This is a genomic window from Actinophytocola oryzae, assembly GCF_004364325.1.
Lineage (GTDB): Bacteria > Actinomycetota > Actinomycetes > Mycobacteriales > Pseudonocardiaceae > Actinophytocola > Actinophytocola oryzae.
Map to the genome: position 1 here is coordinate 687,213 of NZ_SOCP01000004.1, position 21,329 is coordinate 708,541.

Annotated in this window: 24 protein-coding genes; 15 read left to right on the plus strand and 9 right to left on the minus strand. The window is 69.7% G+C overall.

Going from position 1 to position 21,329, the window contains the following annotated elements:
- Positions 1 to 10: 10 nt before the first annotated feature.
- Positions 11 to 391, minus strand: coding sequence for a RidA family protein (locus CLV71_RS14230; RefSeq protein ID WP_133903157.1), 381 nt, complete (start codon positions 389 to 391; stop codon positions 11 to 13).
- Positions 392 to 445: 54 nt separating this feature from the next.
- Here CLV71_RS14230 and CLV71_RS14235 point away from each other — a divergent pair, with 54 nt between their 5' ends.
- From CLV71_RS14235 to CLV71_RS14255, 5 genes are all read left to right on the plus strand, one after another.
- Positions 446 to 955, plus strand: coding sequence for a hypothetical protein (locus CLV71_RS14235; protein WP_133903158.1), 510 nt, complete (start codon positions 446 to 448; stop codon positions 953 to 955).
- On the plus strand, positions 909 to 1,682 hold the full coding sequence (locus CLV71_RS14240) for an alpha/beta fold hydrolase (RefSeq protein WP_133903159.1): 774 nt from the start codon (positions 909 to 911) through the stop codon (positions 1,680 to 1,682). The genes CLV71_RS14235 and CLV71_RS14240 overlap by 47 nt, the downstream gene beginning before the upstream one ends.
- A 46-nt stretch (positions 1,683 to 1,728) precedes the next feature.
- The gene (locus tag CLV71_RS14245) at positions 1,729 to 2,355 is read left to right on the plus strand and encodes a TetR/AcrR family transcriptional regulator (RefSeq protein ID WP_166664085.1); all 627 of its coding nucleotides are present in this window, start codon (positions 1,729 to 1,731) and stop codon (positions 2,353 to 2,355) included.
- 19 nt (positions 2,356 to 2,374) lie between these two features.
- Complete coding sequence (locus tag CLV71_RS14250) at positions 2,375 to 3,244, plus strand: Vgb family protein (RefSeq protein WP_133903161.1); 870 nt, start codon at positions 2,375 to 2,377, stop codon at positions 3,242 to 3,244.
- 163 nt (positions 3,245 to 3,407) lie between these two features.
- Positions 3,408 to 4,925 (plus strand): GMC oxidoreductase, encoded by a 1,518-nt coding sequence (locus CLV71_RS14255; RefSeq protein WP_481733621.1) that lies wholly within the window; start codon positions 3,408 to 3,410, stop codon positions 4,923 to 4,925.
- On the opposite strand, the gene CLV71_RS14260 is transcribed toward CLV71_RS14255, so the two are convergent.
- Positions 4,912 to 5,397, minus strand: coding sequence for a carboxymuconolactone decarboxylase family protein (locus CLV71_RS14260; protein ID WP_133903163.1), 486 nt, complete (start codon positions 5,395 to 5,397; stop codon positions 4,912 to 4,914). The genes CLV71_RS14255 and CLV71_RS14260 overlap by 14 nt on opposite strands.
- A 2-nt stretch (positions 5,398 to 5,399) precedes the next feature.
- Entirely contained in the window at positions 5,400 to 6,470 is a 1,071-nt protein-coding gene (locus CLV71_RS14265; protein ID WP_133903164.1) for an NAD(P)H-dependent amine dehydrogenase family protein, read from the minus strand.
- Between the two features lie 132 nt (positions 6,471 to 6,602).
- Between CLV71_RS14265 and CLV71_RS14270 the strand changes: the two genes are divergently transcribed.
- On the plus strand, positions 6,603 to 8,033 hold the full coding sequence (locus CLV71_RS14270; RefSeq protein ID WP_208297546.1) for an alpha/beta hydrolase: 1,431 nt from the start codon (positions 6,603 to 6,605) through the stop codon (positions 8,031 to 8,033).
- Between the two features lie 2 nt (positions 8,034 to 8,035).
- Here the strand turns inward: CLV71_RS14270 and CLV71_RS14275 are convergent, their stop codons facing one another.
- Positions 8,036 to 8,479: an Rv1352/Rv1906c domain-containing protein gene (locus CLV71_RS14275; RefSeq protein WP_133903165.1), complete on the minus strand. Its 444-nt coding sequence runs from the start codon at positions 8,477 to 8,479 to the stop codon at positions 8,036 to 8,038.
- Positions 8,480 to 8,750: 271 nt separating this feature from the next.
- Between CLV71_RS14275 and CLV71_RS14280 the strand changes: the two genes are divergently transcribed.
- Positions 8,751 to 10,121: an L-serine ammonia-lyase gene (locus CLV71_RS14280; RefSeq protein WP_133903166.1), complete on the plus strand. Its 1,371-nt coding sequence runs from the start codon at positions 8,751 to 8,753 to the stop codon at positions 10,119 to 10,121.
- 45 nt (positions 10,122 to 10,166) lie between these two features.
- Here the strand turns inward: CLV71_RS14280 and CLV71_RS14285 are convergent, their stop codons facing one another.
- Both CLV71_RS14285 and CLV71_RS14290 read right to left on the minus strand, forming a co-directional pair.
- Positions 10,167 to 11,153, minus strand: coding sequence for a sporulation protein (locus CLV71_RS14285; RefSeq protein WP_133903167.1), 987 nt, complete (start codon positions 11,151 to 11,153; stop codon positions 10,167 to 10,169).
- Between the two features lie 102 nt (positions 11,154 to 11,255).
- Complete coding sequence (locus CLV71_RS14290) at positions 11,256 to 12,125, minus strand: ferredoxin (RefSeq protein ID WP_166664086.1); 870 nt, start codon at positions 12,123 to 12,125, stop codon at positions 11,256 to 11,258.
- A gap of 258 nt (positions 12,126 to 12,383) precedes the next feature.
- Between CLV71_RS14290 and CLV71_RS14295 the strand changes: the two genes are divergently transcribed.
- From CLV71_RS14295 to CLV71_RS14310, 4 genes are all read left to right on the plus strand, one after another.
- The gene (locus CLV71_RS14295) at positions 12,384 to 12,917 is read left to right on the plus strand and encodes an RNA polymerase sigma factor (protein WP_133903168.1); all 534 of its coding nucleotides are present in this window, start codon (positions 12,384 to 12,386) and stop codon (positions 12,915 to 12,917) included.
- Positions 12,907 to 13,863, plus strand: a complete 957-nt coding sequence (locus CLV71_RS14300) for a hypothetical protein (protein ID WP_133903169.1) — start codon at positions 12,907 to 12,909, stop codon at positions 13,861 to 13,863. Before CLV71_RS14295 ends, CLV71_RS14300 begins: the two co-directional genes overlap by 11 nt.
- A 68-nt stretch (positions 13,864 to 13,931) precedes the next feature.
- A complete protein-coding gene (locus CLV71_RS14305) occupies positions 13,932 to 14,432 on the plus strand; it encodes a methylated-DNA--[protein]-cysteine S-methyltransferase (protein WP_133903170.1) in 501 nt (166 codons plus the stop codon).
- A gap of 65 nt (positions 14,433 to 14,497) precedes the next feature.
- Positions 14,498 to 15,403: a glycoside hydrolase domain-containing protein gene (locus CLV71_RS14310; RefSeq protein WP_279588729.1), complete on the plus strand. Its 906-nt coding sequence runs from the start codon at positions 14,498 to 14,500 to the stop codon at positions 15,401 to 15,403.
- A gap of 4 nt (positions 15,404 to 15,407) precedes the next feature.
- On the opposite strand, the gene CLV71_RS14315 is transcribed toward CLV71_RS14310, so the two are convergent.
- The 3 genes from CLV71_RS14315 to CLV71_RS14325 form a co-directional block, all read right to left on the minus strand.
- A complete protein-coding gene (locus CLV71_RS14315; protein ID WP_133903172.1) occupies positions 15,408 to 16,280 on the minus strand; it encodes an SAM-dependent methyltransferase in 873 nt (290 codons plus the stop codon).
- A gap of 45 nt (positions 16,281 to 16,325) precedes the next feature.
- Positions 16,326 to 17,183: a helix-turn-helix domain-containing protein gene (locus CLV71_RS14320; protein ID WP_133903173.1), complete on the minus strand. Its 858-nt coding sequence runs from the start codon at positions 17,181 to 17,183 to the stop codon at positions 16,326 to 16,328.
- 151 nt (positions 17,184 to 17,334) lie between these two features.
- A complete protein-coding gene (locus tag CLV71_RS14325; RefSeq protein WP_133903174.1) occupies positions 17,335 to 17,568 on the minus strand; it encodes a DUF397 domain-containing protein in 234 nt (77 codons plus the stop codon).
- Positions 17,569 to 17,668: 100 nt separating this feature from the next.
- Between CLV71_RS14325 and CLV71_RS14330 the strand changes: the two genes are divergently transcribed.
- The 4 genes from CLV71_RS14330 to CLV71_RS14345 all read left to right on the plus strand — a co-directional run bounded on the left by CLV71_RS14330 (position 17,669) and on the right by CLV71_RS14345 (position 21,322).
- Positions 17,669 to 18,001, plus strand: a complete 333-nt coding sequence (locus tag CLV71_RS14330; protein WP_133903175.1) for a hypothetical protein — start codon at positions 17,669 to 17,671, stop codon at positions 17,999 to 18,001.
- A gap of 364 nt (positions 18,002 to 18,365) precedes the next feature.
- A complete protein-coding gene (locus CLV71_RS14335) occupies positions 18,366 to 19,565 on the plus strand; it encodes a cytochrome P450 (protein WP_133903176.1) in 1,200 nt (399 codons plus the stop codon).
- Between the two features lie 4 nt (positions 19,566 to 19,569).
- On the plus strand, positions 19,570 to 20,121 hold the full coding sequence (locus CLV71_RS14340; protein WP_133903177.1) for a cupin domain-containing protein: 552 nt from the start codon (positions 19,570 to 19,572) through the stop codon (positions 20,119 to 20,121).
- Entirely contained in the window at positions 20,114 to 21,322 is a 1,209-nt protein-coding gene (locus CLV71_RS14345; protein WP_133903178.1) for a cytochrome P450, read from the plus strand. Before CLV71_RS14340 ends, CLV71_RS14345 begins: the two co-directional genes overlap by 8 nt.
- The last annotated feature ends 7 nt before the right edge of the window (positions 21,323 to 21,329 follow it).

A 21,329-nucleotide genomic window follows, 5' to 3' on the forward strand; every position in this document is an offset into this window, starting at 1 on the left:
GAAGTCGCCGCTACCGGCGTCGGGCGTCCACCTCGATCTCGATCTTCATCCGGGGATCCGCGAGACCGCACACGACCATGGTCGCGGCGGGTCGGACGTTCGCGAAGTAGCGGCGCAGCACGGGCCAGCACGGCTCGAAGTCGGCGCGGTCGGGCAGCAGGTACCGCACGCGCACGACGTCGGCCCACCCGCAGCCCGCCTCGGTGAGTGCGGACTCGATGTTGCGCAGGCACTGTTCGGCCTGCGCGACGACGTCGTCGGAGATGGTCATCGTCCGGTAGTCGAAACCGGTCGTGCCGGACACGTACACGCGGTCGCCGTCGACCACGGCCCTGGCGTAGCCGATCTGGTCCTCGAACGTCGAGCCGCTGAGGATCACCCTTCGCGTCATGGGCCGACGCTATCACTTGACAGCGGCTGTCAAGTACTTGCTATTGTCTGTCAAGTGGCTACGACCTCGGAACACGTGGACCTCAGGGACGATCTGGTCCGGCTGGTGACGAGCAGGCTGCTCGACCCGTTGCAGATCCTGCTGCCCACCGCGGACCTCGACCGGCTGCGGGAGCGGGTGCGGATCGACGCCGAGATGTGGGCGGCGCAGCTCCTCGGCGCCGACGAGGCGTTGGCCCGGCAGGTCGTCATCCGCATGGTGGCCGTCCTGTACCCGGGCGACGCGCCGTTCGACCCGCCGGAGACCTGGTGGGCGACGCCACTCGGCCGGGTGGCCGCCTGGCGTGCCGGTCACCCGGCCAGGGACCACGTGTCGTTCTCGGTGGCCGGCGCGATGCTCGGGATCACCCGTCAGGGCGTCCACGACCTGGTGAACCGGGACAAGCTGCGTCGCCACCCGGACGGCGGGGTCACCGTCGCCTCGGTTCGCGCTCGACTCGACCAACGGAGAGAACACGATGGAGACACTGGTCCGATCCGGCACGCTGGACATCGCCGCACGTGACTTCGGCGGCGACGGGCCGCCCGCGTTGCTGCTGCACGGTGGTGGCGGCGACATGTCGGCGTGGGAGACGTTCGCGCCTCAGCTGAACGTGCGGGCGGTGGCGGTCGACCTGCGCGGTCACGGGAAGTCCGGTGACGGGCCGTGGGAGTGGGAGGCGGTGCTGGACGACCTCGAGGCCGTGTCCGACCACTTCGGACTGTCCACCCCCGCCGTCGTCGGGCACTCGCTCGGCGGCATGATCGCCGGCATGTGGGCCCGCCGCCATCCCGACTGTCCGGCGGCGGTGAGCCTCGACGGACACCGTTCCGCGGCAACGGATCCGGCGAACTACGCGGGGATGCCCGCCGAGCGGGTGCGGCGGGACCTCGCGACGCTGACGGCCATCTTCTCGGCGCAGGAGGAGACGATCACCCGCCCGAACCGCGAGATCACCGGCGCACTGCGGAACTCCGCCGAGTTCGCCGACTGCCTGCCGGTCTTCGCCGAGGTCACGAGCCCGTTCCTGATCGTGCTGGCCACGAGGAACCTGCCCGTCCCGCCGGAGCTGGTCGCGTTGATGGACGCCCACCGCGCGGGCCTGCGCCGCGACCTCGCCGCCCTCGCCGAGTGTCGGCCCAACATCCGCGTCCTCGAGTTCGACGCGGACCACGGGATGCTCTTCGGGGCGCACGCCGAGCTGGCCGTGGTGGTCGACGAGTTCCTCACCGCACGTCGTCAGCCTGCGTGAGCCAGTTCGGTGCGGCGCACGGGTATGGCGAACGCCGACGGCGGTCGTGGGCAGCCTGAGCCGCGAGCAGATCGTGGCGGCGGCGCTGCGCATCGCCAGGACGGACGGCCTCGACGCGTTGACGATCAGGAGGCTCGCCACCGACCTCGGCGCGTCCCGCATGGCGCTCTACCGGCACGTCGCGGACAAGGACGCCCTGGTCGCGCTGGTGCTGGACGTGGTGGCCGAGCAGAGCGTGCCGCCACTGCCGCCGAGCGACGGCCCGTGGGAGGACCGGTTGCGGCGCCTGGCGCACAGCCTGCGTGACGAGCTGGGCGCCTACCCGGGGCTGATCGACATGCTGATGACCCGCTACAACCACGGGCACGGCGGGTTGCGAGCCGTGGACACGATGCTGGAGATCATGACCGACGCGGGGCTCGGCAGTGCCGACGCCGCCCGCTACTACATGGTGTTCATCGACATCGTGTTCGGCCGCCTGCACCGCGAGTCCCACGGCGACCCGGTGAGCCCGGAACGCACCGCGGGCCTGCTGGCGCGTGCGGGGGAGCGGGACGACCTGCCGCACGTCCGCGCCGCCGAGTCGGCGATGCGTGCCGTCACGGCCGAGCAGATCTTCGAGACGGAGCTGGACATGCTCGTGGACGCGATCACGGCGGCGGCTCGGCGCTGACTCCGTCATATACTGCGCCATGTCCTTTGTGGAGTTTCCCGTCGGCGCACCGGGTCCCTACGGCGTCACCATCGGCCCGGACGGCGCGGTGTGGTTCACGCAGGTGCGCACCGGCCAGCTCGGACGGTTGACGCCGTCCGGTGAAACCGTGTGGTACCAACTGGATCCGGCCTGCGGACCCTCGCTGCTGACCGCGGGGCCGGACGGCGCCGTCTGGTTCACCGAGGCACAGGGCAACCGGATCGGGCGGATTACCGTGGACGGCGACGTCACCGGGTTCGACGTGCCCGGCGCAGGCCCGTTCGGCATCGCGCCCGGCCCTGACGGCGCACTGTGGTACACGGCGATGACCTCCGACAGGATCGGCCGCTGCACGGTCGACGGCGAGATCACCGAGTTCGCCCTGCCCTCGGCGGGAAGCTTCCCGTCGATGATCGTCGCGGGCCCGGACGGTGCGCTGTGGTGCACTCTCAACCAGGCCAACGAGATCGCCAGGGTGACCGTCGACGGCGTGATCACCGGTTATCCGCTGCCGACCGAGGGCGCGGGGCCGGTCGGCATCACGTGTGGCGGCGACGGCGCGCTGTGGTTCGTGGAGATCATCGCCGGGCAGGTCGGTCGCATCACGACCGGCGGTGAGATCACGGAGTTCCCGCTACCCGACCGCGACGCCCGCCCGCACGCCATCGCCGCCGGCCCGGACGGCTACTGCTGGTTCACCGAATGGGGGACCGGACGCGTCGGCCGGATCGACGGGTCGGGCGTGGTCGTGACGCACGCCCTGCCCAACCCGGCGTCCGAACCGCACGGCATCACGGTCGCGCCGGACGGGGCCGTGTGGGTCGCACTCGAGTTGGGTGCCGTCGTCCGCCTCGAAAGTTACTCGTAAGTACGTATCGACTTGATCGAGCTTCCTACGTATAACTTGTTCTAATCCCTGCCTGTGTGAGGAAGCTCTCATGACTAAGACAACGCTGTCTGTCAACGTTCCTAGCCACCTTTCCCGTCGATCATTTCTTGTTGGAACCGGTTCTATTCTTGCGACCGCCGCCTTGGCCGGTCGAGCCGCCGCCGCGATCGGGGACGGCGCTCACGTCCCCGTTCTGGTCATCGGCACCGGCTACGGCGGCTCGGTCGCCGCCCTGCGTCTCGCGCAGGCCGGTGTGGACGTCCACATGGTCGAGATGGGCATGGCCTGGGACACCCCCGGCCCGGACGGGAAGATCTTCGTCAACACCAAGTCCCCGGACTTCCGCGCCTACTGGCTGCGCACCAGGACCAAGCAGCCGATCAGCAACTTCCTGGGTTTCCCGATCGACAAGGACGTCCCGCGCTACACGGGCATCCTCGACGCCGAGGAGTTCGGCGGGATCATCGTGTACCAGGGCCGGGGTGTCGGCGGCGGCTCGCTCGTCAACGGCGGCATGGCGGTCACGCCGAAACGCGAGAACTTCGGTGGCGTGCTGCCTTCGGTCAACCCCGACGAGATGTACTCGACGTACTACCCGAGGGCCAACGCGGAGCTGGGCGTCAACAACGTTGACCCGGCGTGGTGGGAGACCGTCGACTGCTACCAGTACGCCCGGGTCGGGCGCAAACACGCGCAGCGGTCCAACTTCGCGTTCACGCTCGTGCCCAACGTGTACGACATGAACTACATGAAGCAGGAGGCCGCGGGCACCGCCACGAAGTCGGCCGTCGACGGGGAGATCCTCTACGGCAACAACTACGGCAAGAAGTCGCTGCAGAAGACCTACCTGGCGAAGGCTCGCGCGACCGGGCGCGTGCAGATCTCGACGCTGCACCGGGTCACGTCGGTGTCGCCGTCCGGGTCGTCGTACCGCGTGGTGATCGAGCAGCTGAACACCGACGGGTCGATCGCCGCCACCAAGGCCGTGACGGCCGACCGGGTGTTCTTCTCGGCGGGCAGCGTCGGCACGAGCAAGCTGCTGACGAAGCTGAAGGCCACCGGCGCGCTGCCCAACCTCAACGGCGAGGTCGGCAAGGGCTGGGGCGACAACGGGAACGTGATGGTCGGGCGCGCCAACCACCTGTGGGACCCGACCGGTGCGGTGCAGACGTCCATCCCGACCGCGGGGATCGACAACTGGGCAGCGGGCGGTGCGTTCGCTGAGGTGGCGCCGATCCCGACCGGGATCGAGACGTGGGCGTCGTTCTACCTGTCGATCACGAAGAACCCGAACCGCGCGCAGTTCACGTGGAACGCCTCGGCCAACAAGGTGGACCTGAACTGGCAGACGGCGTGGAAGCAGCCGTCGATCGACATGGCGAAGTCCATCTTCGACAAGATCAACGCCAAGGAGGGCACGATCTACCGGACGGACCTGTTCGGTGTGTACAAGATCTGGGGCGACCACCTGACATACCACCCGCTGGGCGGCGCCGTGCTCAACAAGGCGACCGACAACTACGGCCGCCTCGCCGGTTACTCGGGCCTGTATGTGATGGACGGTTCGCTGATTCCCGGCAACACGAGCGTGAACCCGTTCGTGACCATCACCGCGCTGGCGGAGCGGAACATCGAACGGATCATCGCTACCGACCTGTGACGGGTAGCACGCACTGCGTGTCCAGACCGAGAACGCGGTTCAACCGGCCGAAGGCCAGCCACGAGCCGATGCTCATGGACAGTTCCACGATCTCGGTCTGGGTGTAGTGCAGGGCCATGCGCTGCCAGAAGTCCTCGTCGAGGTTGTGGTGGTCCTGCGCGTAGCGCTCGGCGTACTCCGCCGCGAGGCGGGTGCGGTCGTCGAACGCGTCGGTGGTGCGCCACTCGGCGACGGCGTCGGCGAAGCCCTCCTCGACCTTCACGCCGTCGCGTTCGGTCCGCCAGTCCTGGCAGAAGAGGCAGCCGTTGATCTGGGCGACCCGCAGCCGGGCCGCCTCGAACTCGCGGAGCCCGAGCGTGCTGTCGGAGTAGACGGCGAGGGAGAACTTGGCGGCGGCGACCCCGATGCCGGGCACCATCTCGCCCCAGACGTACCCGATCGGGTCTTTTCCTTCTGGAATGTCAACACGCATAGTCACGACCTCCTGCTGAGGTGACCGGGCTGGACGGGCACGTCGAGGGCGTCGTAGAGCCCCGGCTTGGCGTCGACGAGCCAGGGGATGGCGTTGACGAGCCGCGCGGCGGCGGTGGCGTTGCCGCCCGCGGACCGGTTCTCGCCCTCGTCACTGGCCTCGATGGTGACCTCGATGCGTGGCCGCCCCTCGATCACCACGCGGTGGGCGCCCGCCCCACTGGGTGGCTGCGGCCAGTCTGGTGCCACGTCGGGGTGAATCCTGGTGACGTGCTCGATCACGATCCGTGCTTCCCCGTCGACGATCCCCTGGACCTCGAACCGCACGGCGCCCTGGGTGCCCGCCTCGAAGTCACCCATGGTCCGGGTGCTGACGGTCCGGTCGAGGGGTCGCCGGTCGAGCGTCTCCTTCAGGTCGTCGAGCTCGACGCCGAGTGCCCTGGCGATGAGCCGGACCTGGCCGCCCCACACGATCGACGGGACCCCGGACATGAGCATGGGGGGCTGGTAGTCCATGGGCTGGCCCATGCCGACGAGGTAACGGACGGAGTCGGGCTGCTCGTAGGTGGAGTAGTCGAAGATCTCCTGGCAGCGGATGACGTCCACAGCGGACCCGAGGCCGCTGACGAGGAGCGGCAGGACGTCGTTGCCCCATCCCGGGTCGACTCCGGACACGAAGAGGGACCCGCCGCCCGCGCTGATCGCGTCTAGAACAGGTTCTCGTAGTTCCTTCGGTGCGTTCCGCTGGTCGTAGAGCGGGTAGGGCGCGGGGGTGACGACGACGGCCCCGCCGCGAACCGCCCTGACGATGTCCGCCATGGCGTCGTCGAACCGGACGTCGCCCGAGGCGGCGTAGACCACGGCCCTTGGGCGGGCTGCCAGTACCGCGTCGACGTCATCCGTTGCGGCGACACCGAGTTCGTGGCCGAGGTCGGCCAGTTCGCCCGCATCCCGGCCGATCTTGGCCGGGTCGTGCACCACCACGGCGACGAGTTCGAGGCCGGGGTGGGCCGCGACGGTCCGGACAGCGGCACGGCCGACGTTGCCCGTGCCCCACACCACCGTGGAAATCATGCCTACGAGGCTAACTGAAACGTGTTCCAGTTCCTAGTGCTGGACTGTTGTCGGCCAGGTGGGGCTGGCCCCACCGAGTTCGGTGGGGCCAGCCGGATGGCCTGCGGCTCGGCGCGCCGGAATCCTTGTCGCGTGAGAAGAACCGTTCTGGCGATCTGCCTGCTGGCCATGACGTTCACGACGGCGCCGGTCGCCGGTGTCGCGGCGGAGACCGGGCTCGCGTGGGGGCCGTGCGCGGACATGGCGGTGGATCCGCGCCAGGAGTGCGCGACCCTGCGGGTGCCGCTCGACTACCGGCATCCCCGAGGGGAGCGGATCGATCTCGCGGTGTCGCGCATCAGCACCGCCCGGCCCGGCATGCGCCGCGGTGTGCTGCTGCTGATCCCCGGCGGACCCGGCAACGCAGGACTTGCCCGGCCGACCACTCACGGCCTGAAGCTCCCGCCGGAGGTCCAGGACCGGTACGACCTCGTCGGGTTCGACCCGCGTGGGGTCGGGCGCAGCACGCCGATCTCGTGCGGTTTCGAACAGCGCGACCTCGATCCGGTCGTGTTCCAGCCCTGGCCGGAGCCGACCGGCGCCGAGCGGGCGCGTCGGATGGCGGACGCCTGTGTGCGCAACGCGGGGCCGCTGCTGCGGCACATCACCACGCGGGACGAGGCCAGGGACATCGACCGCCTCCGCCAGGCACTCGGGGAGTCGCGGCTGTCCTACTGGGGCGTGTCCTACGGCACGTACGTCGGCGCGGTCCACGCCACCATGTTCCCCGGGCGGACGGACCGCGTCGTGTTGGACAGCAACGACGACCCGGACCCACGGCTGGTGGCGCGGGGCTGGAGCGCCAACTTCGCCGTCGGTGCCGAGGACCGCTTCCCGGACTTCGCGGCGTGGGCCGCGACCCGTGACGACGAGTTCGGCCTCGGCGCGACTCCTGGCGCGGTGCGGGACACGTACCTGCGCCTCACCGCCGACCTGGACCGGCAGCCGCGCCCCGACCTCACGGGGAACACGCTGCGGGCCCTGATGTTCGACACCCTCTACGCGGACCCGGGTTTCCCGCAGCTGGCCGTCTTCCTCCGGGCGGCGAACGCCGGCACCCCGGCGCCACCCGTCCCGGCGGCGCCGCCGGGCTTCGACAACCTCGTCTCCGTCCAGACCGTGACGGCGTGCAACGACGTGGCGTGGCCGGGGCCGACCCACGACTACGCGGCCGACGTCGCCCGCGACCGGGCCGCCCACCCGCTGACGGCCGGCATGCCGGTGAACATCCGCCCGTGCGCGTTCTGGCCGTACCGGCCCAGCGAGTCACCCACACGAGTGACAGCACAGGGTCCGCGCAACATCGTGCTCATCCAGAACCGTCGCGACCCGGCCACGCCGCTGTCCGGTGCGAAGAGGCTGCTCGAGGCGTTCGGTCCCCGCGCCGGTATGGTCATCACCGAGTCGGGCGGGCACAACGCATACCTGGCCAACGGCAACGCCTGTGGCGACCGGGCGGTCACGGCCTTCCTCGTCGATGGCACCAGGCCGCGGGCACGCGTCGTGACCTGTGGTGCGGCATGACGTCACGCGGTGACGAACGTGCAGCCGTTCACCTCGAGGTACTCGCCCGCCACGGCGGTCAGGCGTGACGGCCCCTCGGTCAGGTTGTTGGCGATGATGTTCGTGCCGGCGGAGTCGCTCAGACGGGCCCAGTAACAGTGGCCTCCCGGTGCCGGTCCGTCCGTCCTGTACTCACCCGGAGTGATATCCGTGCCGACGAGATAAAGGCCTTCGCCGAACTGCGCGGCCGGTGGCGGTGGGCCTTCGGTGACGGTCACCGGCGGGGGTGCCGGAGCGGTTTGGGTGTAGGTCTTCTCGACCGTTTCCGTGAGTGTCCGCAGTGGTGCCGCGACGGGGGTGCCGTACTCGGTCGACTCCGCGTAGTGCGTGGTCACGGCGCCTACGGTCAGGCCGACGACCAACAGGCCGCCAGGTACGGCGACACGCAGGAGATTTTTCCGGTCCATGGTTTCTCGGCTTTCTCGATAATCAGAAAAATATTCATCCGAAACCCCGCGGATTGTCTCGGTGTGTTGTATCTCGCATCGTCCGTGATTCACCCTCCGTTACCGGTGGTTTCGGGTTGCCGTGCCGCCGTCGAAGAGGTACGACAGAAGGGCGAGTGCTAGGTCGGGGGCGGACCGGCCGGCCGCGATCCACGGACGCGGCCGGCCGGTCCGACGCACGCGTCAGCGACCTACCATGGCGGGGTAGGCGCCGCGTGGGCACGGAGGTTCGATGGCGATCAGTGTGTTCGACCTGTTCTCGATCGGCATCGGACCGTCCAGTTCGCACACCGTCGGGCCGATGCGGGCCGCGCGGACGTTCGCCGCCGGGCTCGGCGACGACGGGGTGCTGCCCGACGTCGTGACCGTCAAGGCCGAGCTGTTCGGGTCACTGGGTGCCACCGGACACGGGCACGGCAGTGGGCCGGCCGTCATCCTGGGGCTCGAGGGTGAGCAGCCCGAGACCGTCGACACCGGCGAGGTCGCCGAGCGTGTCGACCGGATCAGGACCACCCGGCGCCTGAACCTGCTGGGCCGCCACGAGATCGACTTCGACGACGACTCCCTCGTGCTCCACCGCCGCCGCAGCCTTCCCTTCCACCCCAACGGGATGACCTTCGCGGCCTTCGACGCCCACGGCCGGGACATCCGGACCCGCACGTACTACTCGGTCGGCGGCGGGTTCGTCGTCGACGAGGCCGCCACCGGCGCGGACCGGATCAAGGTCGACGACACCGAGGTCGCCTACCCCTTTCGCACCGGTGACGAGCTGCTCGCGCACTGCCGCCACACCGGACTGCCCGTCAGCGAGATCATGCTCGCCAACGAGACGGCGTGGCGCCCGGCGGACGAGGTCGCGAAGGGGCTCTCCCACATCTGGGACGTCATGCAGGCCTGCGTGCGCCGCGGCTACACCCAGGACGGCACGCTGCCCGGCGGCCTCAAGGTCCGGCGCCGCGCCAGGGAAATGTACGAGCACCTCTCGACCGACCCCTTCTCCACCGACCCGCTGCGTGTCATCGACTGGGTGAACCTGTTCGCTCTCGCGGTCAACGAGGAGAACGCGTCCGGTGGCCGGGTGGTCACGGCACCCACGAACGGGGCCGCCGGGATCATCCCAGCGGTGCTGCACTACTACGCACGGTTCGTGCCGGGCGCCACCGAGGAGGGCGCGGTGCGGTTCCTGCTCACCGCGGGGGCGATCGGCGTGATCTACAAGGAGACCGCGTCGATCTCGGGTGCCGAGGTCGGCTGCCAGGGCGAGGTCGGCTCGGCGTGCTCGATGGCCGCGGGAGCGCTGTGCGAGGTGCTCGGCGGCACGCCGGAACAGGTGGAGAACGCCGCGGAGATCGGCATGGAGCACAACCTGGGCCTGACCTGCGACCCGGTCGGCGGTCTCGTGCAGATCCCGTGCATCGAGCGCAACGCGATGGCGTCGGTGAAGGCGATCAACGCGGCGCGGATGGCGCTGCGCGGCGACGGCACCCACGTGGTCACCCTCGACAAGGTGATCAAGACCATGCGTGAGACGGGTGCCGACATGAAGGTCAAGTACAAGGAGACCGCGCGCGGTGGCCTCGCCGTGAACGTCATCGAGTGCTGAGGGCCGTGCGCCGGAAGGAGAACCGGCGCACGGCCCGGCACGGGGTTACTCCTCGCCGCCGCCCATGTCCTCGCCGCCCTCGTCGCCGTCGAACAGGCCGCCGTCCATCATGTCGCCGATGATCATCCCGCCGACCAGGCCCGCGGCGGCGCCACCGACGACCGCGCCCATGCCGGGCCCACGGCGGCCACCGTGGTGGCCCGGGTGGCCGTGGTGACCCTGGTGGCCGTAGCCGCCGCCGAAGGCCGGGTTCATCCTCGGCGCCCGCTCGGCCGCGTCCTGGAGCCAGCCCCCGATCAGCGACGTCCAGTCGGCGCGCTCGGCGTCCTCGTGCGACATGTGGAAGTGCCCGAACGTGTCGCCACCCGGCCGGAACATCCCGCCGCGCTTGTCGGCCTCGAGCACGACGAACAGGTCACGCGGGGTCGCGACGAACGTCAGCTCCACCTGGTTGAGCCGCCCGGCGAACTGGGACGGCGGGAAGAACTCGATCTCCTGGTAGAAGGGCAGGCTCTGCGGCACGCCCACCAGACGCCCGGCCTCGACGTCCGCGGACCGGAAGGTCGCCCCCAGCTCGCCGAACGCCTCGAGCACGGCGTCCTGCGACGGCAGCGGCGACACCAGCACCGGGTCGAGGTCGCCCTTGTCCGGGGCGCCCTTGATGACCAGCTCGGTCCGCACGCCGACCGTCATGCCGGGCAGGACGTTGCCGCCGACCGCCGTGATCGGCGTCTCCCACGGCAGGGACAGCGTAAAGGGGATGTCGAGGCGCTCGTTGGCAGGCACCTTCACGTCCCGCGACACGACGGCCCGGTGGAACTCGCCGACCCCGGCGCGCTCGTGGCCACCCTGTTCGACCTCGACGCGTGTGACCAGCGAGAGCACCACCTGGTCGATGAGCGCCTCGGCGGAGCCGCCCTGGATGTTGACCCGCCCGCGCAGCACCTCCCCGGCGGAAGCCGAGGACGTCTCCAGCACGGTGTCAACAGAGGGCGCGCCGACCCCGAAGGCGGAAAGCATTCGCTTGAACACAACATCCCTTTCCACGACTGCGAAAGCGCGGTGACCCGCACCTCACAAATATGCCAGGGATGCTTAGACCGGACAAACCGGTCACCCGTCCGGGAAGGGTCGTCAGTCGTCGAGGAGGTCGTCCTCACCGTTGACGGCGGCGAGCGCGTGCTCCCGGGCCGCCATGTCGACCTGCGGCAGCACGAACTTACGGGACCGCATGTGCGCCACGAGATCCGGATCCGGTGTGACCGAACGCTCACGGAGGTAGTAGGCGACCGCGCCGGGCCACACCCACTCGCCGTCGGTCCGGTAGTCCAGCGGAACCCTGGCCGGCCCTTCCGGCTCGTAGGCGTCGGTGTCGAACCCCCGGGACGGCATGACGACCGCGCCACCCTCCAGGTACGCGAGCGCGAGCTCCCGCTCCTCGTCCGGCAGCGGTATGCGCCGGACCACGGGCCTGCCCGACTTGTTGAACCCGTCGTGCACCCGGGGAGTACGCATGCTCGGCCGCCGCGCCTGCCGGACCTGACCGCCGTCCAGACGCTGCCGCAACCAGGCGGGCACGTGCTCCTCGGCCCTGGGGAAGGTGGCCAGCTCGTCCCGGAACCCGACCGCGGGCGGTACCCGCCGCCACCGGGGCTCCTGGTCCATCCCGAAGCTCGCCTCCGGCACGTCGGACCCCGGCCGCATCAGGAACTCGCCGACGAGCCACGTGCCCCGACCCTGTTGGTACATCCCGGCCCGCAGCTCACCGAGCAGCCGCACCAGCTCCTGCCCCGGGCGCTCTGGCCGCGCCACGCCGTCCGCCCCGGTGACGAGGACGTCGACCTCGACATGCCGTCCGGCCGCCTGGTAGCGGACCCGCACCTCACGCCAGTCCGGCGGGGCGGGTGCGGTGAGCACCTGCCCGAGCCGCCACAGCAGCTCACGGCGCCGCTGCTCGTCGGCGCCCGGTCTTCGGGGCTCCGCCCGCGTGGATTCTGTCGTCACCGAACCGCTCCTGACATCGCTCGCCGGCGCACCTCCGCGCCCGCCACACGGGAACACTAGCGACCGCCCCACCAGGCGGAACATCGTTCAACCCGGAGTTGGCCGTCCGACACTCAGAGTCGTCGGCCCACGCGGCGCGTGATGTGACGTGGGTCACTTGAGTGCGGACGGAACCTTTGGTGGTCGATGGCGTGTTCCAAGCATGGGTCAAGTAGCGAGACGACGACGGCGGTCCAGGTTCGCGTCCAGGGAGGTGGAATGGCCATCGAGGTGACCCACCCGCCGGCGCGGACCGCGCCAGGACTCGAGGCAGTGCTCGAACGCCAGTGGATGCCGCTGGTCCGGCTGGCCACGCTGCTGGTCGGCGACGCCGACTCGGCGCCGGACATCGTCCAGGACTGCTACGAGGCGGTCTGGCGGCTGCGTCCGGACCTGGGCGACCCCGAGCACTTCGTCGCCTACCTCCGCAAGGCGGTCGTCAACCGGTCGCGGTCGAGGCTGCGCAGGCTGCGTACGGTGCGCCGCTTCCTCGCGCAGGCCAGACCGCCCGCCGACGCGCCGCCCGCCGACGACCCCATGCTGCTCGCCGAGCGCCACCGCGAGCTGCTCGAGCACATCGACCGGCTGCCGACGAGGCAGCGTGAGGTGATCGTGCTCCGCTACTACTGCGAGATGTCGGAGGTGGACGCGGCCGCCGCGATCGGTGTCTCCGTTGGCACGGTGAAGTCATCCGCCCACCGCGCGCTCGCCACTCTCCGCGGCAAGATGAAGGACGACTCCGATGAACACTGACCTCGAGAAGAACGTGGCGGAGGCCCTGCGTTCCAGGGCGGCCGCCGTGCCCACCAGCCCGATGCCACCACTCGGTGCCGCGACCGCGCCGGTGCGCACCCGGCGTGCCTGGCTGGTCCCGGTCGCGGCGGCCGCGGTCGTCGTGCTCGGCGTCGCCGCGGCGGTCGTCCTCATCAACCCGGGCGGTGACGCACCGCCCCCGTCACCTGGCCGGGTGATCTCGGCCGACGAGGGCGAACAGGGCGGGTTGGCGCCGGGCGAGGTCTACTACTCGCTGCACCTGACCACGGACGCCAGCAGGGTGATCATCGAGCGGGAGCTGTGGCTGCCGCAGGACCGGACGGCCGCCTGGAGCCAGAAGGTCGTCATGGGCAGGACGTTGGAGGACGGTCGAGTCGTCCCGGACGTCGGCCCCACGGAAGCCCCACCCGGCGGCGAGTGCTACCCGGCGACCCAGCCCGGCGACAACGAATGGTGCACCAAGCCGGGATCGTGGTTCAGCCCGACGGTCGAGTTCCTGGCGTCCGCGCCCCGCGACCAGGCGACGATCAAGCAGCAGCTGCGTGACGCCGCGGTCGCGGAACAGCGGAAGCGCACCCTCCCGGACGGTGACTTCACCGCGACCGGCGACACGATGAGCGAGTCGAACCTGACGTTCCTCGAGTTGAACTACCTGCGCATCCTGTTGGCGACCGACGGAGTGCCCTCGGACCTGTCGAGCGTTCTGCGCGGGCTGATCGCAGCGATGCCCGGCATCGAGGTCACGGCGGACATGGCCGACCTGACGGGCAGGCACGGCACCGGATACAGCCTCTACGACCGCAAACACCGGCCGCTGACCGTGATCTTCGACGCGCGGGACCGCTTCCTCGGCTCGCCGACCGAGGCCGTCCACCACGGCGTCGCGCCGGCGCTGGGGGCGCCGCCGTCGAGGATGTTCGACTGACGCCTGCCGAACGCGATGCCCCCGGTCGCCCCGCCGGGGGCATCGTGCTGCTGGGAAGATTGCCTGCCATGGACGTCCGGCACACCGTCACGGGCTCGCCGGTCGGCGACCTCACGCTCGTCGCGGACGAGACCGGCCTGGTCGGTCTGTACTTCGACGGCCACCGCAGGAAGCCGAGGCTGCCGGACCTCGGGCCGAGGGCCGACGACGCGTTCGACGCACCGGTCCGGCAGCTCCGCGAGTACTTCGCGGGCGAGAGGCAGGAGTTCGACCTCGACCTGGCCCCGAGGGGCTCGGAGTTCGAGCGGCGGGTCTGGGCGCTGCTCACGAAGATCCCGTACGGGGAGACCAGGACCTACGGCGAACTCGCGGTCGAGCTCGGCGCGCCCGGTGCGGCACAGGCGGTCGGCAACGCGAACGGCTGGAACCCGATCAGCATCGTGGTGCCCTGCCACCGCGTGGTCGGCTCGACCGGCGGCCTGACGGGGTACGCGGGCGGCATGGAGCACAAGCGTTTCCTGCTGAGCGTCGAGGAGCGTTCCGCCGCCGACGAGGGCCGCCTTTTCTGACCCGGTGTGCCGCGATATCCGCGGTACCCGTCACGGCCGCCAAAAGGGCAGCGATTCACAGGTATGTGCTCACTAGCCAGAGCGGAGGTCGAACATTGGCCCATTGGCTGGATTACTCGGCGAACAGACTCCACGGCACGACGATCAAGAACGCCGGTTACACGGGCGTGATCCGATATATCGACAGCCCGACCAGGTTGGCGACCAAGCACACCGACCAGAACGAGTACCGCAGCCACCTGGCGGCCGGTCTCGCGGTGCTGCTGGTGATGCAGACGACGACGACCGCGTCGGACGGCGGCTTCTCGGTCGGGCGGGCCCACGCCCGCCGCGCGCTGGCAGGCGCGGACCATCTCGGTTACCAGGGGCCGATCTTCTTCACCAACGACCGCACGACGCTCCCGAACCCGTCGGCGTGGAAGTCCTATCTGGACGGTGCGGCCTCGGTCCTCGGCATCGGCCGCGTCGGCGCGTACGGCTTCCGCAACGCGATGGACGTCGCGGTGGGACACGCCACCTATTTCTGGCAGGCGGGACGCCGTTCGGACGTCGCGCCCCACACCCACATCTGGCAGGACAACAACACCCAGGTCAAGGTCGGCGGAATCACCTGTGACCGCAACCTGGTCCTGAAGGGCATCGGCTCGGTTGGAGGATTTCTCATGTCTTTGTCGGACGAAGAACAGCGCGACCTGTTCGACCGGATATTCGGCATGCTCCGCCAGCGTTACTTCGCCAAGGACGACGAGGGCGCGGTGGTCGAGGTGGGCGGCGACCACCCGGGTGCCACCCCGGCCACCGTCCTCGACTCCCTTGACGGCAACTTCCTGGTGAACATGATCGAGGTACTCGACAAGCGCGTGACGGCCCTGGAGGTGGCAGGCGTCGACGTCGACAGGCTGGCGACACTGCTGGCACCCGCCGTGGCGAAGGCCGTCAACGACGAGTTCGCCAGACGTCAGAACTCCTGACCCGTCAGCGCGTCGGCGGCTTGCGGCCGACACCTGCCCAGATCACGGCCTCGTTGGGCCGTTCGAACTCGATCACTGGGGAAGTGGGCCCGGTGTCCTCCGGGTGCCAGGCCTGGGTCCAGCCCATCCCGGGCGGCAACAGGTCGAAGTTGCCGAACAGTTCGCGGATGTCGTCGTGCCCACGCCAGATCACCGGGCTGCTCGACGCGTCGTACATCTGCTTGAGCTCGACCAGCTTCTCGCCGACGTCCGTGGGCACACCCTCGTCGGTGATGTGGGAGATGGCCAGGTAGGAACCGGCGGGCAGCAGCTCCCGGTACCTGGCGATCGCGCGTGGGCCCGCGTCGACGCCGTCCGTGTCGGGCTGCTGGACGTGCAGCACGGCGATCACCAGCAGGGCGACCGGCTCGTCGAGGTCGATGACGCCGGTCTCGATGACCCGCTGCCACAGGCGGTCCGGGTTGCGCAGGTCGGCGTTGATCGCCGCGTGCCGCCGGGGGTCGCCGTTCTGCTCGAGCAGGACCTGGGAGTGCGCGACCGCGACGGGCTCGTAGTCGATGTAGACCACCCGCGAGTCCGGGGCCACCTCGTCGGCGACCTGGTGCGTGTTGCCCATGGTCGGGACGCCGGAGCCGATGTCGACGAACTGCCGGACCCCCAGCCGCACGAGGTGTCGCACGACCCTGTTCAGGAACAGCCGGTTGGCGATCGCGATCGGTCGCAGCAGGGGGAACGTGGTCAGGACGCGCTCGCCGAACTCGCGGTCGATCGCCCAGTTCGCGTTTCCGCCGAGGTACCAGTCGTACACGCGGGCGACACTGGGGTGTTCGAGGTCGACCCCCTGGGGAGGGAAGGGGTCCTGCTCGGAGTCGGTCACGTCATGTCCTTCCGCCGGGTCGGCCCCGGCCTCGTCGCCGCCGTGTCAGATGTGTATCTGCGTGCGGAGGTCACCGCTGAGCTTCTCGAGGAACTCCGTGGTCTCGCCGCGTTCCAGCGCGGCGCCACGCAGTCGGTCCCACGCGTCGACGAACAGCTCGAAGTCGCCCTCGTCGTCGATGTAGACCCCGCCCGCCGCGTGCTCCACGAAGACGAAGTCCTTGGTGGCGTCGGAGAACCTCATGATCGTGAAGTCGTTCGGCACGAAGGACAGCCTGGTGTCGAACGGCAGGACGTGGATGAATGTACGCATGTACCGCCGCTCCAGCTCGAGCAGGTGCTGCACCTGGTCGAGCGCGACGGACGGGCTCGGGCCGCCGGGCATCCGCCGGAACGCGGCCTCGCCGATGATGAACCGGTAGTACGGTGGCCGCTTCAGGCCGAAGACCTGCCTGCGCTCGAGCCGGTTGCGCACCAGGGCGGTGACGTCGGTGGCGCGGGCCTCGCTGAACTGCTTGAGCATGTAGTGCTCGGACTGCAGTGGTCCGGGGATGCGCTCGCCGTGCCAGCTGAGGATCTCCGACGCGGCGGGCTCGAGGTCGGTGAAGGTGCGGAACCAGTGCGGCACCGCGGAGCGGTAGCCGGACCACTGGCCGCGCTGGCCGCTGGTCCTGGCCAGCTCCATCATCATGTCGACCTCGGTCTTGCTCGCCCCGAAGGCGTCGAGCATCTGCTTGAGGTCCGCCAGCTTGACCGAGACCGCGCCCGCCTCGATCTTGTTGATCTTCCCCTGTCCGCAGCCCAGTAACTCGGCGACCTCCTGCTGGGTCATCCCGGCCGCGAGCCTGGCGCGTCGGACCTCGTTGCCGAGCTGTCTGCGCCGCGACGTCACCGTGCTGGACACCGGGTCTCCGCTCTCCACACCGAACTTTACGAGTGGACTACTTTAGACCACTCGCGCCGGACGCGGATTTTCGCCGTTCTCGTGATTCGGCCACGCATGATCCGTGGTCAGACGCGTATGCGGAATAATCTCGGATTCCGTCGGGGGTGTGTCACTCGAGGTCGAAACGTCCCGACTTGGTCGCGTCGAGGAACGGGAACCACCCGCCGCCGTCGAGCACGATCACCCGGCCCGTGCTCGACTTGCTGTCCCGCAAGCCCACCAGGCCGAGCACATCGAGGTTGACCTCGACGCAGTTGCCGCCGTTCGGGCCGCACCGCCCCGCGGCCCGCCATCCGCGAGCTGGGAAAACATTGGTGAAAACAACCGGTTCGTAGCTGCCCATGTCACACCTCGTGGATCAACTGCGGATCAACACCGTGCTTGACAGTGCGATTAATCATCCATCAAGATTATTCCCACGGCAACCGGAGGAGGTGGCGCGGGTGGTGGAGTTCGGCGGTCGAACGGCAACCGAGGTCGATGTCTGGCGGATCGACGGGCTGATCGCGCAGCCCCGGACACCGTGGGACGGCGTCCCGGCGACCACGGTCCTGCCCAGCCCTCTCGATTATTCCGACCAGCCAAGACTCCTCGGCCGGCTCAAGCCGGGCAGAGCGCTCGAGTCCCGCCGCGTGGTGCACGTGTTCCTCCTGGAAGCATGTCCCAACGACACGTTCCTGACCGCCCAGTGCGGTGAGACCCTCCGTGTCCGCGACCTGGACTGGCTGCCCCGCCTCGGCGGCATGCCCTGCGAACAGTGCGTGATGCGGCACTAGGCACGGGACCGCACCTCCTACCTCGACTGTGACATCGCCCTTCGTGGTGATCGTGCGCTGTTCGGGCGATTTCCCTTCGCGCGGTCGGCCGCACGGCACCGACCCCGGCCACGGCCCGCGAGTCGCCGGGGTGGTGCCCGCGCCCGTTTCGAGGTGGCCTTCGGTGATGGCGCCGAAAGGGAACACATGACGTTGTGTGAATTCAACGGCGGGTGACGACACTTTCGGGGTAATCAGTTCTCGCCTCGCGGCTTCCGTGTCCACCTGGGACGCTTGGAACGTCCCGGGCCACGGGATTCCGTTGTCCTGGGGCCACGACAGCGCCTCCGAGCTCATGGAATCCCTCCCGCCGCGAAGGACCAACATGACCGTTGCACAACCGATCCACTTCTGGACCCCACCGGATCTCCCCGGCCTTTCCTTCGATCCCCTCCTGGCCCGCCTGCTGCACGAGGAACCGGTCGCCAGGGTCCGGCTGCCCTACGGCGACGGTCACGCCTGGCTGGCGACCCGCTACGACGACGTGCGTTTCGTGTCGCTCGATCCCAGGTTCAGCCGGGCGGCCCTGCACGGGCGGACAGTCACCAGGCTCGCACCGCACTTCATCCCGATGGACGGCGCCATGGGCATCGCCGACCCGCCGGACCACACGCGGATGCGCCGGGTGGTGTCCAGGGCGTTCACGGCACGCAAGATCCCGTGGCTGCGTGACCAGGCGCAGATCGTGCTCGACGGCCTGCTCGACGCGATGTGGCGGGACGGACCGCCCACCGACCTCGTCGCCAGGGTCAACCAGCCGTTCCCGATGGCCATGGTGTGCAGGCTGATGGGCGTCCCGGCCGAGGACCGGGCGGCCATGGGCACCTGGACGGAGACGATCATGTCCGCCGCGCGTGGGCGCGAGGCCAGTGAACAGGCCAAGGCGAACATGGGGGAGTACTACACGGAGTTCATCCAGCGGCGGCGCAGCGAACCCGACGACGACCTGACGGGTGTGCTCGCCGAGGCGGTCGAGGGCGACGTGCTCAGCCTTCACGAGGCCGTCGGGCTCGCCGTGCTCATCCAGATCGGCGGCGCGCACGCGGTGCGCAACAACAGCTCCAACATGGTCTACGCCCTGCTCACCCGGCCAGCGCACCTGGCGCGCCTGCGCGCCGAGCCCGCGCTGGTCCCCCAGGCGGTCGAGGAGCTGCTGCGGTACATACCGCACCGCAACGCGGTCGGGCTGCCCCGCATCGCGATGGAGGACGTCGAGGTCGGCGGCGTGCTGATCCCCACCGGCGAGGCGGTGTACGTGTCCTACCTGACCGCGAACCGGGACCCGGACGTCTTCGCCAACCCGGACGAGCTGGACTTCGACCGTGCCGCCAACCCGCACGTGTCCTTCGGCTACGGGCCGCACCACTGTCTGGCGTCCACGTTGGCACGCATCGAGTCCGAGCTGCTCCTCCGGGGGCTCTGGGACCGGTTCCCCACCCTGCGCCTCGCCGTCCCCGAGGAGCAGCTGCGCTGGCAGCGCGGTTCCCTGCTGCGGGGGCCGGAAGCCCTGCCGGTCGAGTGGTGACCCCATGAGCCTCGTGTACCCACGTGACGGCCTCGTGGTCATGCCGGGCGGCGGACGCACCATCAGGACGGCCGCCCAGGAGGTCACCTTCAAGGTCACCGGCGCGCACTCGCCGACGGCGTCCACGTTCGAAGTCGTGGTACCGCCCGGTTTCGACGTCGGTGCGCACGCGCACAGCCGCAGTGAGGAGTTCTTCTACGTCCTCGACGGCGAGCTCGACGTCCTGGCGTTCGAACCGAGGACGCGGACCCCCGACGACTGGCGGAACTGGGAGTCACCCGGTGGTGAGCGGTACGTACGCGCGACCGCGGGCACCGCCATCCTCGTGCCGCCCGGTTGCCCGCACGCGTTCGCCAACCCGACCGGGCGTCCGGCCCGCATGCTCTTCCAGGCCGCGCCCCCGCCGGACCACGAGCGCTACTTCGAGGAGCTGCTCGGCCTGCTCGACTCCGGCCAGGCCACGCCGGAGGCGGTGGCGGACCTGCGGGCCAGGTACGACATCGAGCAGCTGACACCCCTGAAGACCGCCAAGGGACAGGAGTCCGCCCGTGACTGAGACGCAGCAGGACAGGGTCGTGCACTTCTGGCCGGTGGACGACCTGGACGGCCTCGAGATGGATCCGCTGCTGCACCGCCTGGTGCGCGACGAGCCGGTCGCGCGGATCCGGATGCGCTTCGGCGAGGAGGACGCCTGGCTCGTCACCAGGTACGACTACGTCAAGCAGGTGACGTCCGACCAGCGTTTCTGCCGGTCGCTGACCGTCGGCAGGCCGGTGACCAGCATGACGCCGAACGTCATCGCACCGCCCGCCGGGATCGGCCGGTTCGACCCGCCGGAGCACACCAAGCTCCGGCGGCTGATCGCGCACGCGTTCACGCCGAAGCGGGCGGCCACCCTGCGCGTGGAGACGCAGGCGCTCGCCGACGCCCTGATCGGCGCGATGGTCGAGCAGGGGCCGCCCGCGGACCTCGTCGCACAGCTCACCATCCCGTTGCCGGAGCGGTCCATCGGCGTGCTGCTCGGCGTGCCCCAGGACGACCTGGACCGTCTGCGTCAGTGGCGTCGGGTCCTGTTCTCCAGCGACCACACGGCGGACCAGAGCCGCGCGACCATGAAGGAGATCGCCGACTACTTCGGCGAGCTGGCGGACTACCGCGTCCAGCACCCCCACGACGACCTGTTCAGCGAGCTGGCGCTCGCGCAACGCGAGGGCGCGCTGACCAGGCCGCAGCTGGTGTCGCTGTCCGTCCTGATGGTCCTCAACGCGTTCGACCAGCTGCCCAACCAGGCGGCAGGCATGGTCTACACCCTGCTGACGCACCCGGGCCAGTTCACCCTGTTGCGTGAGGACCCCGGCCTGATGGGTTCGGCCATCGAGGAGATGCTGCGGTTCATCCCGCAGCGCAACGGCGTCGGGCTGTTCCGGGTCGCGACCGAGGACATCCTCGTCGGCGACACGCTCATCAGTGCGGGCGACCCCGTCTACGTGTCCTACCTGGCCGCCAACCGCGACCCGGCCGTCTTCACCGACCCCGACCGCCTCGACATCACCCGTGCGGAAGCCCCCCACCTGGCGTTCGGCCACGGCACGCACTACTGCATCGGCTCCGCCCACACCAGGATGCTCCTGGACGTCGTGCTCACCACCCTGATGCGCGCGTGTCCCGACCTCGGGCTCGCCGTCCACCCCGACGAGGTCGAGTGGCACCGCGGCACGGTCAACCGAGGCCCGGCAGCCCTTCCCGTCGCCTGGTAGCGCCCGC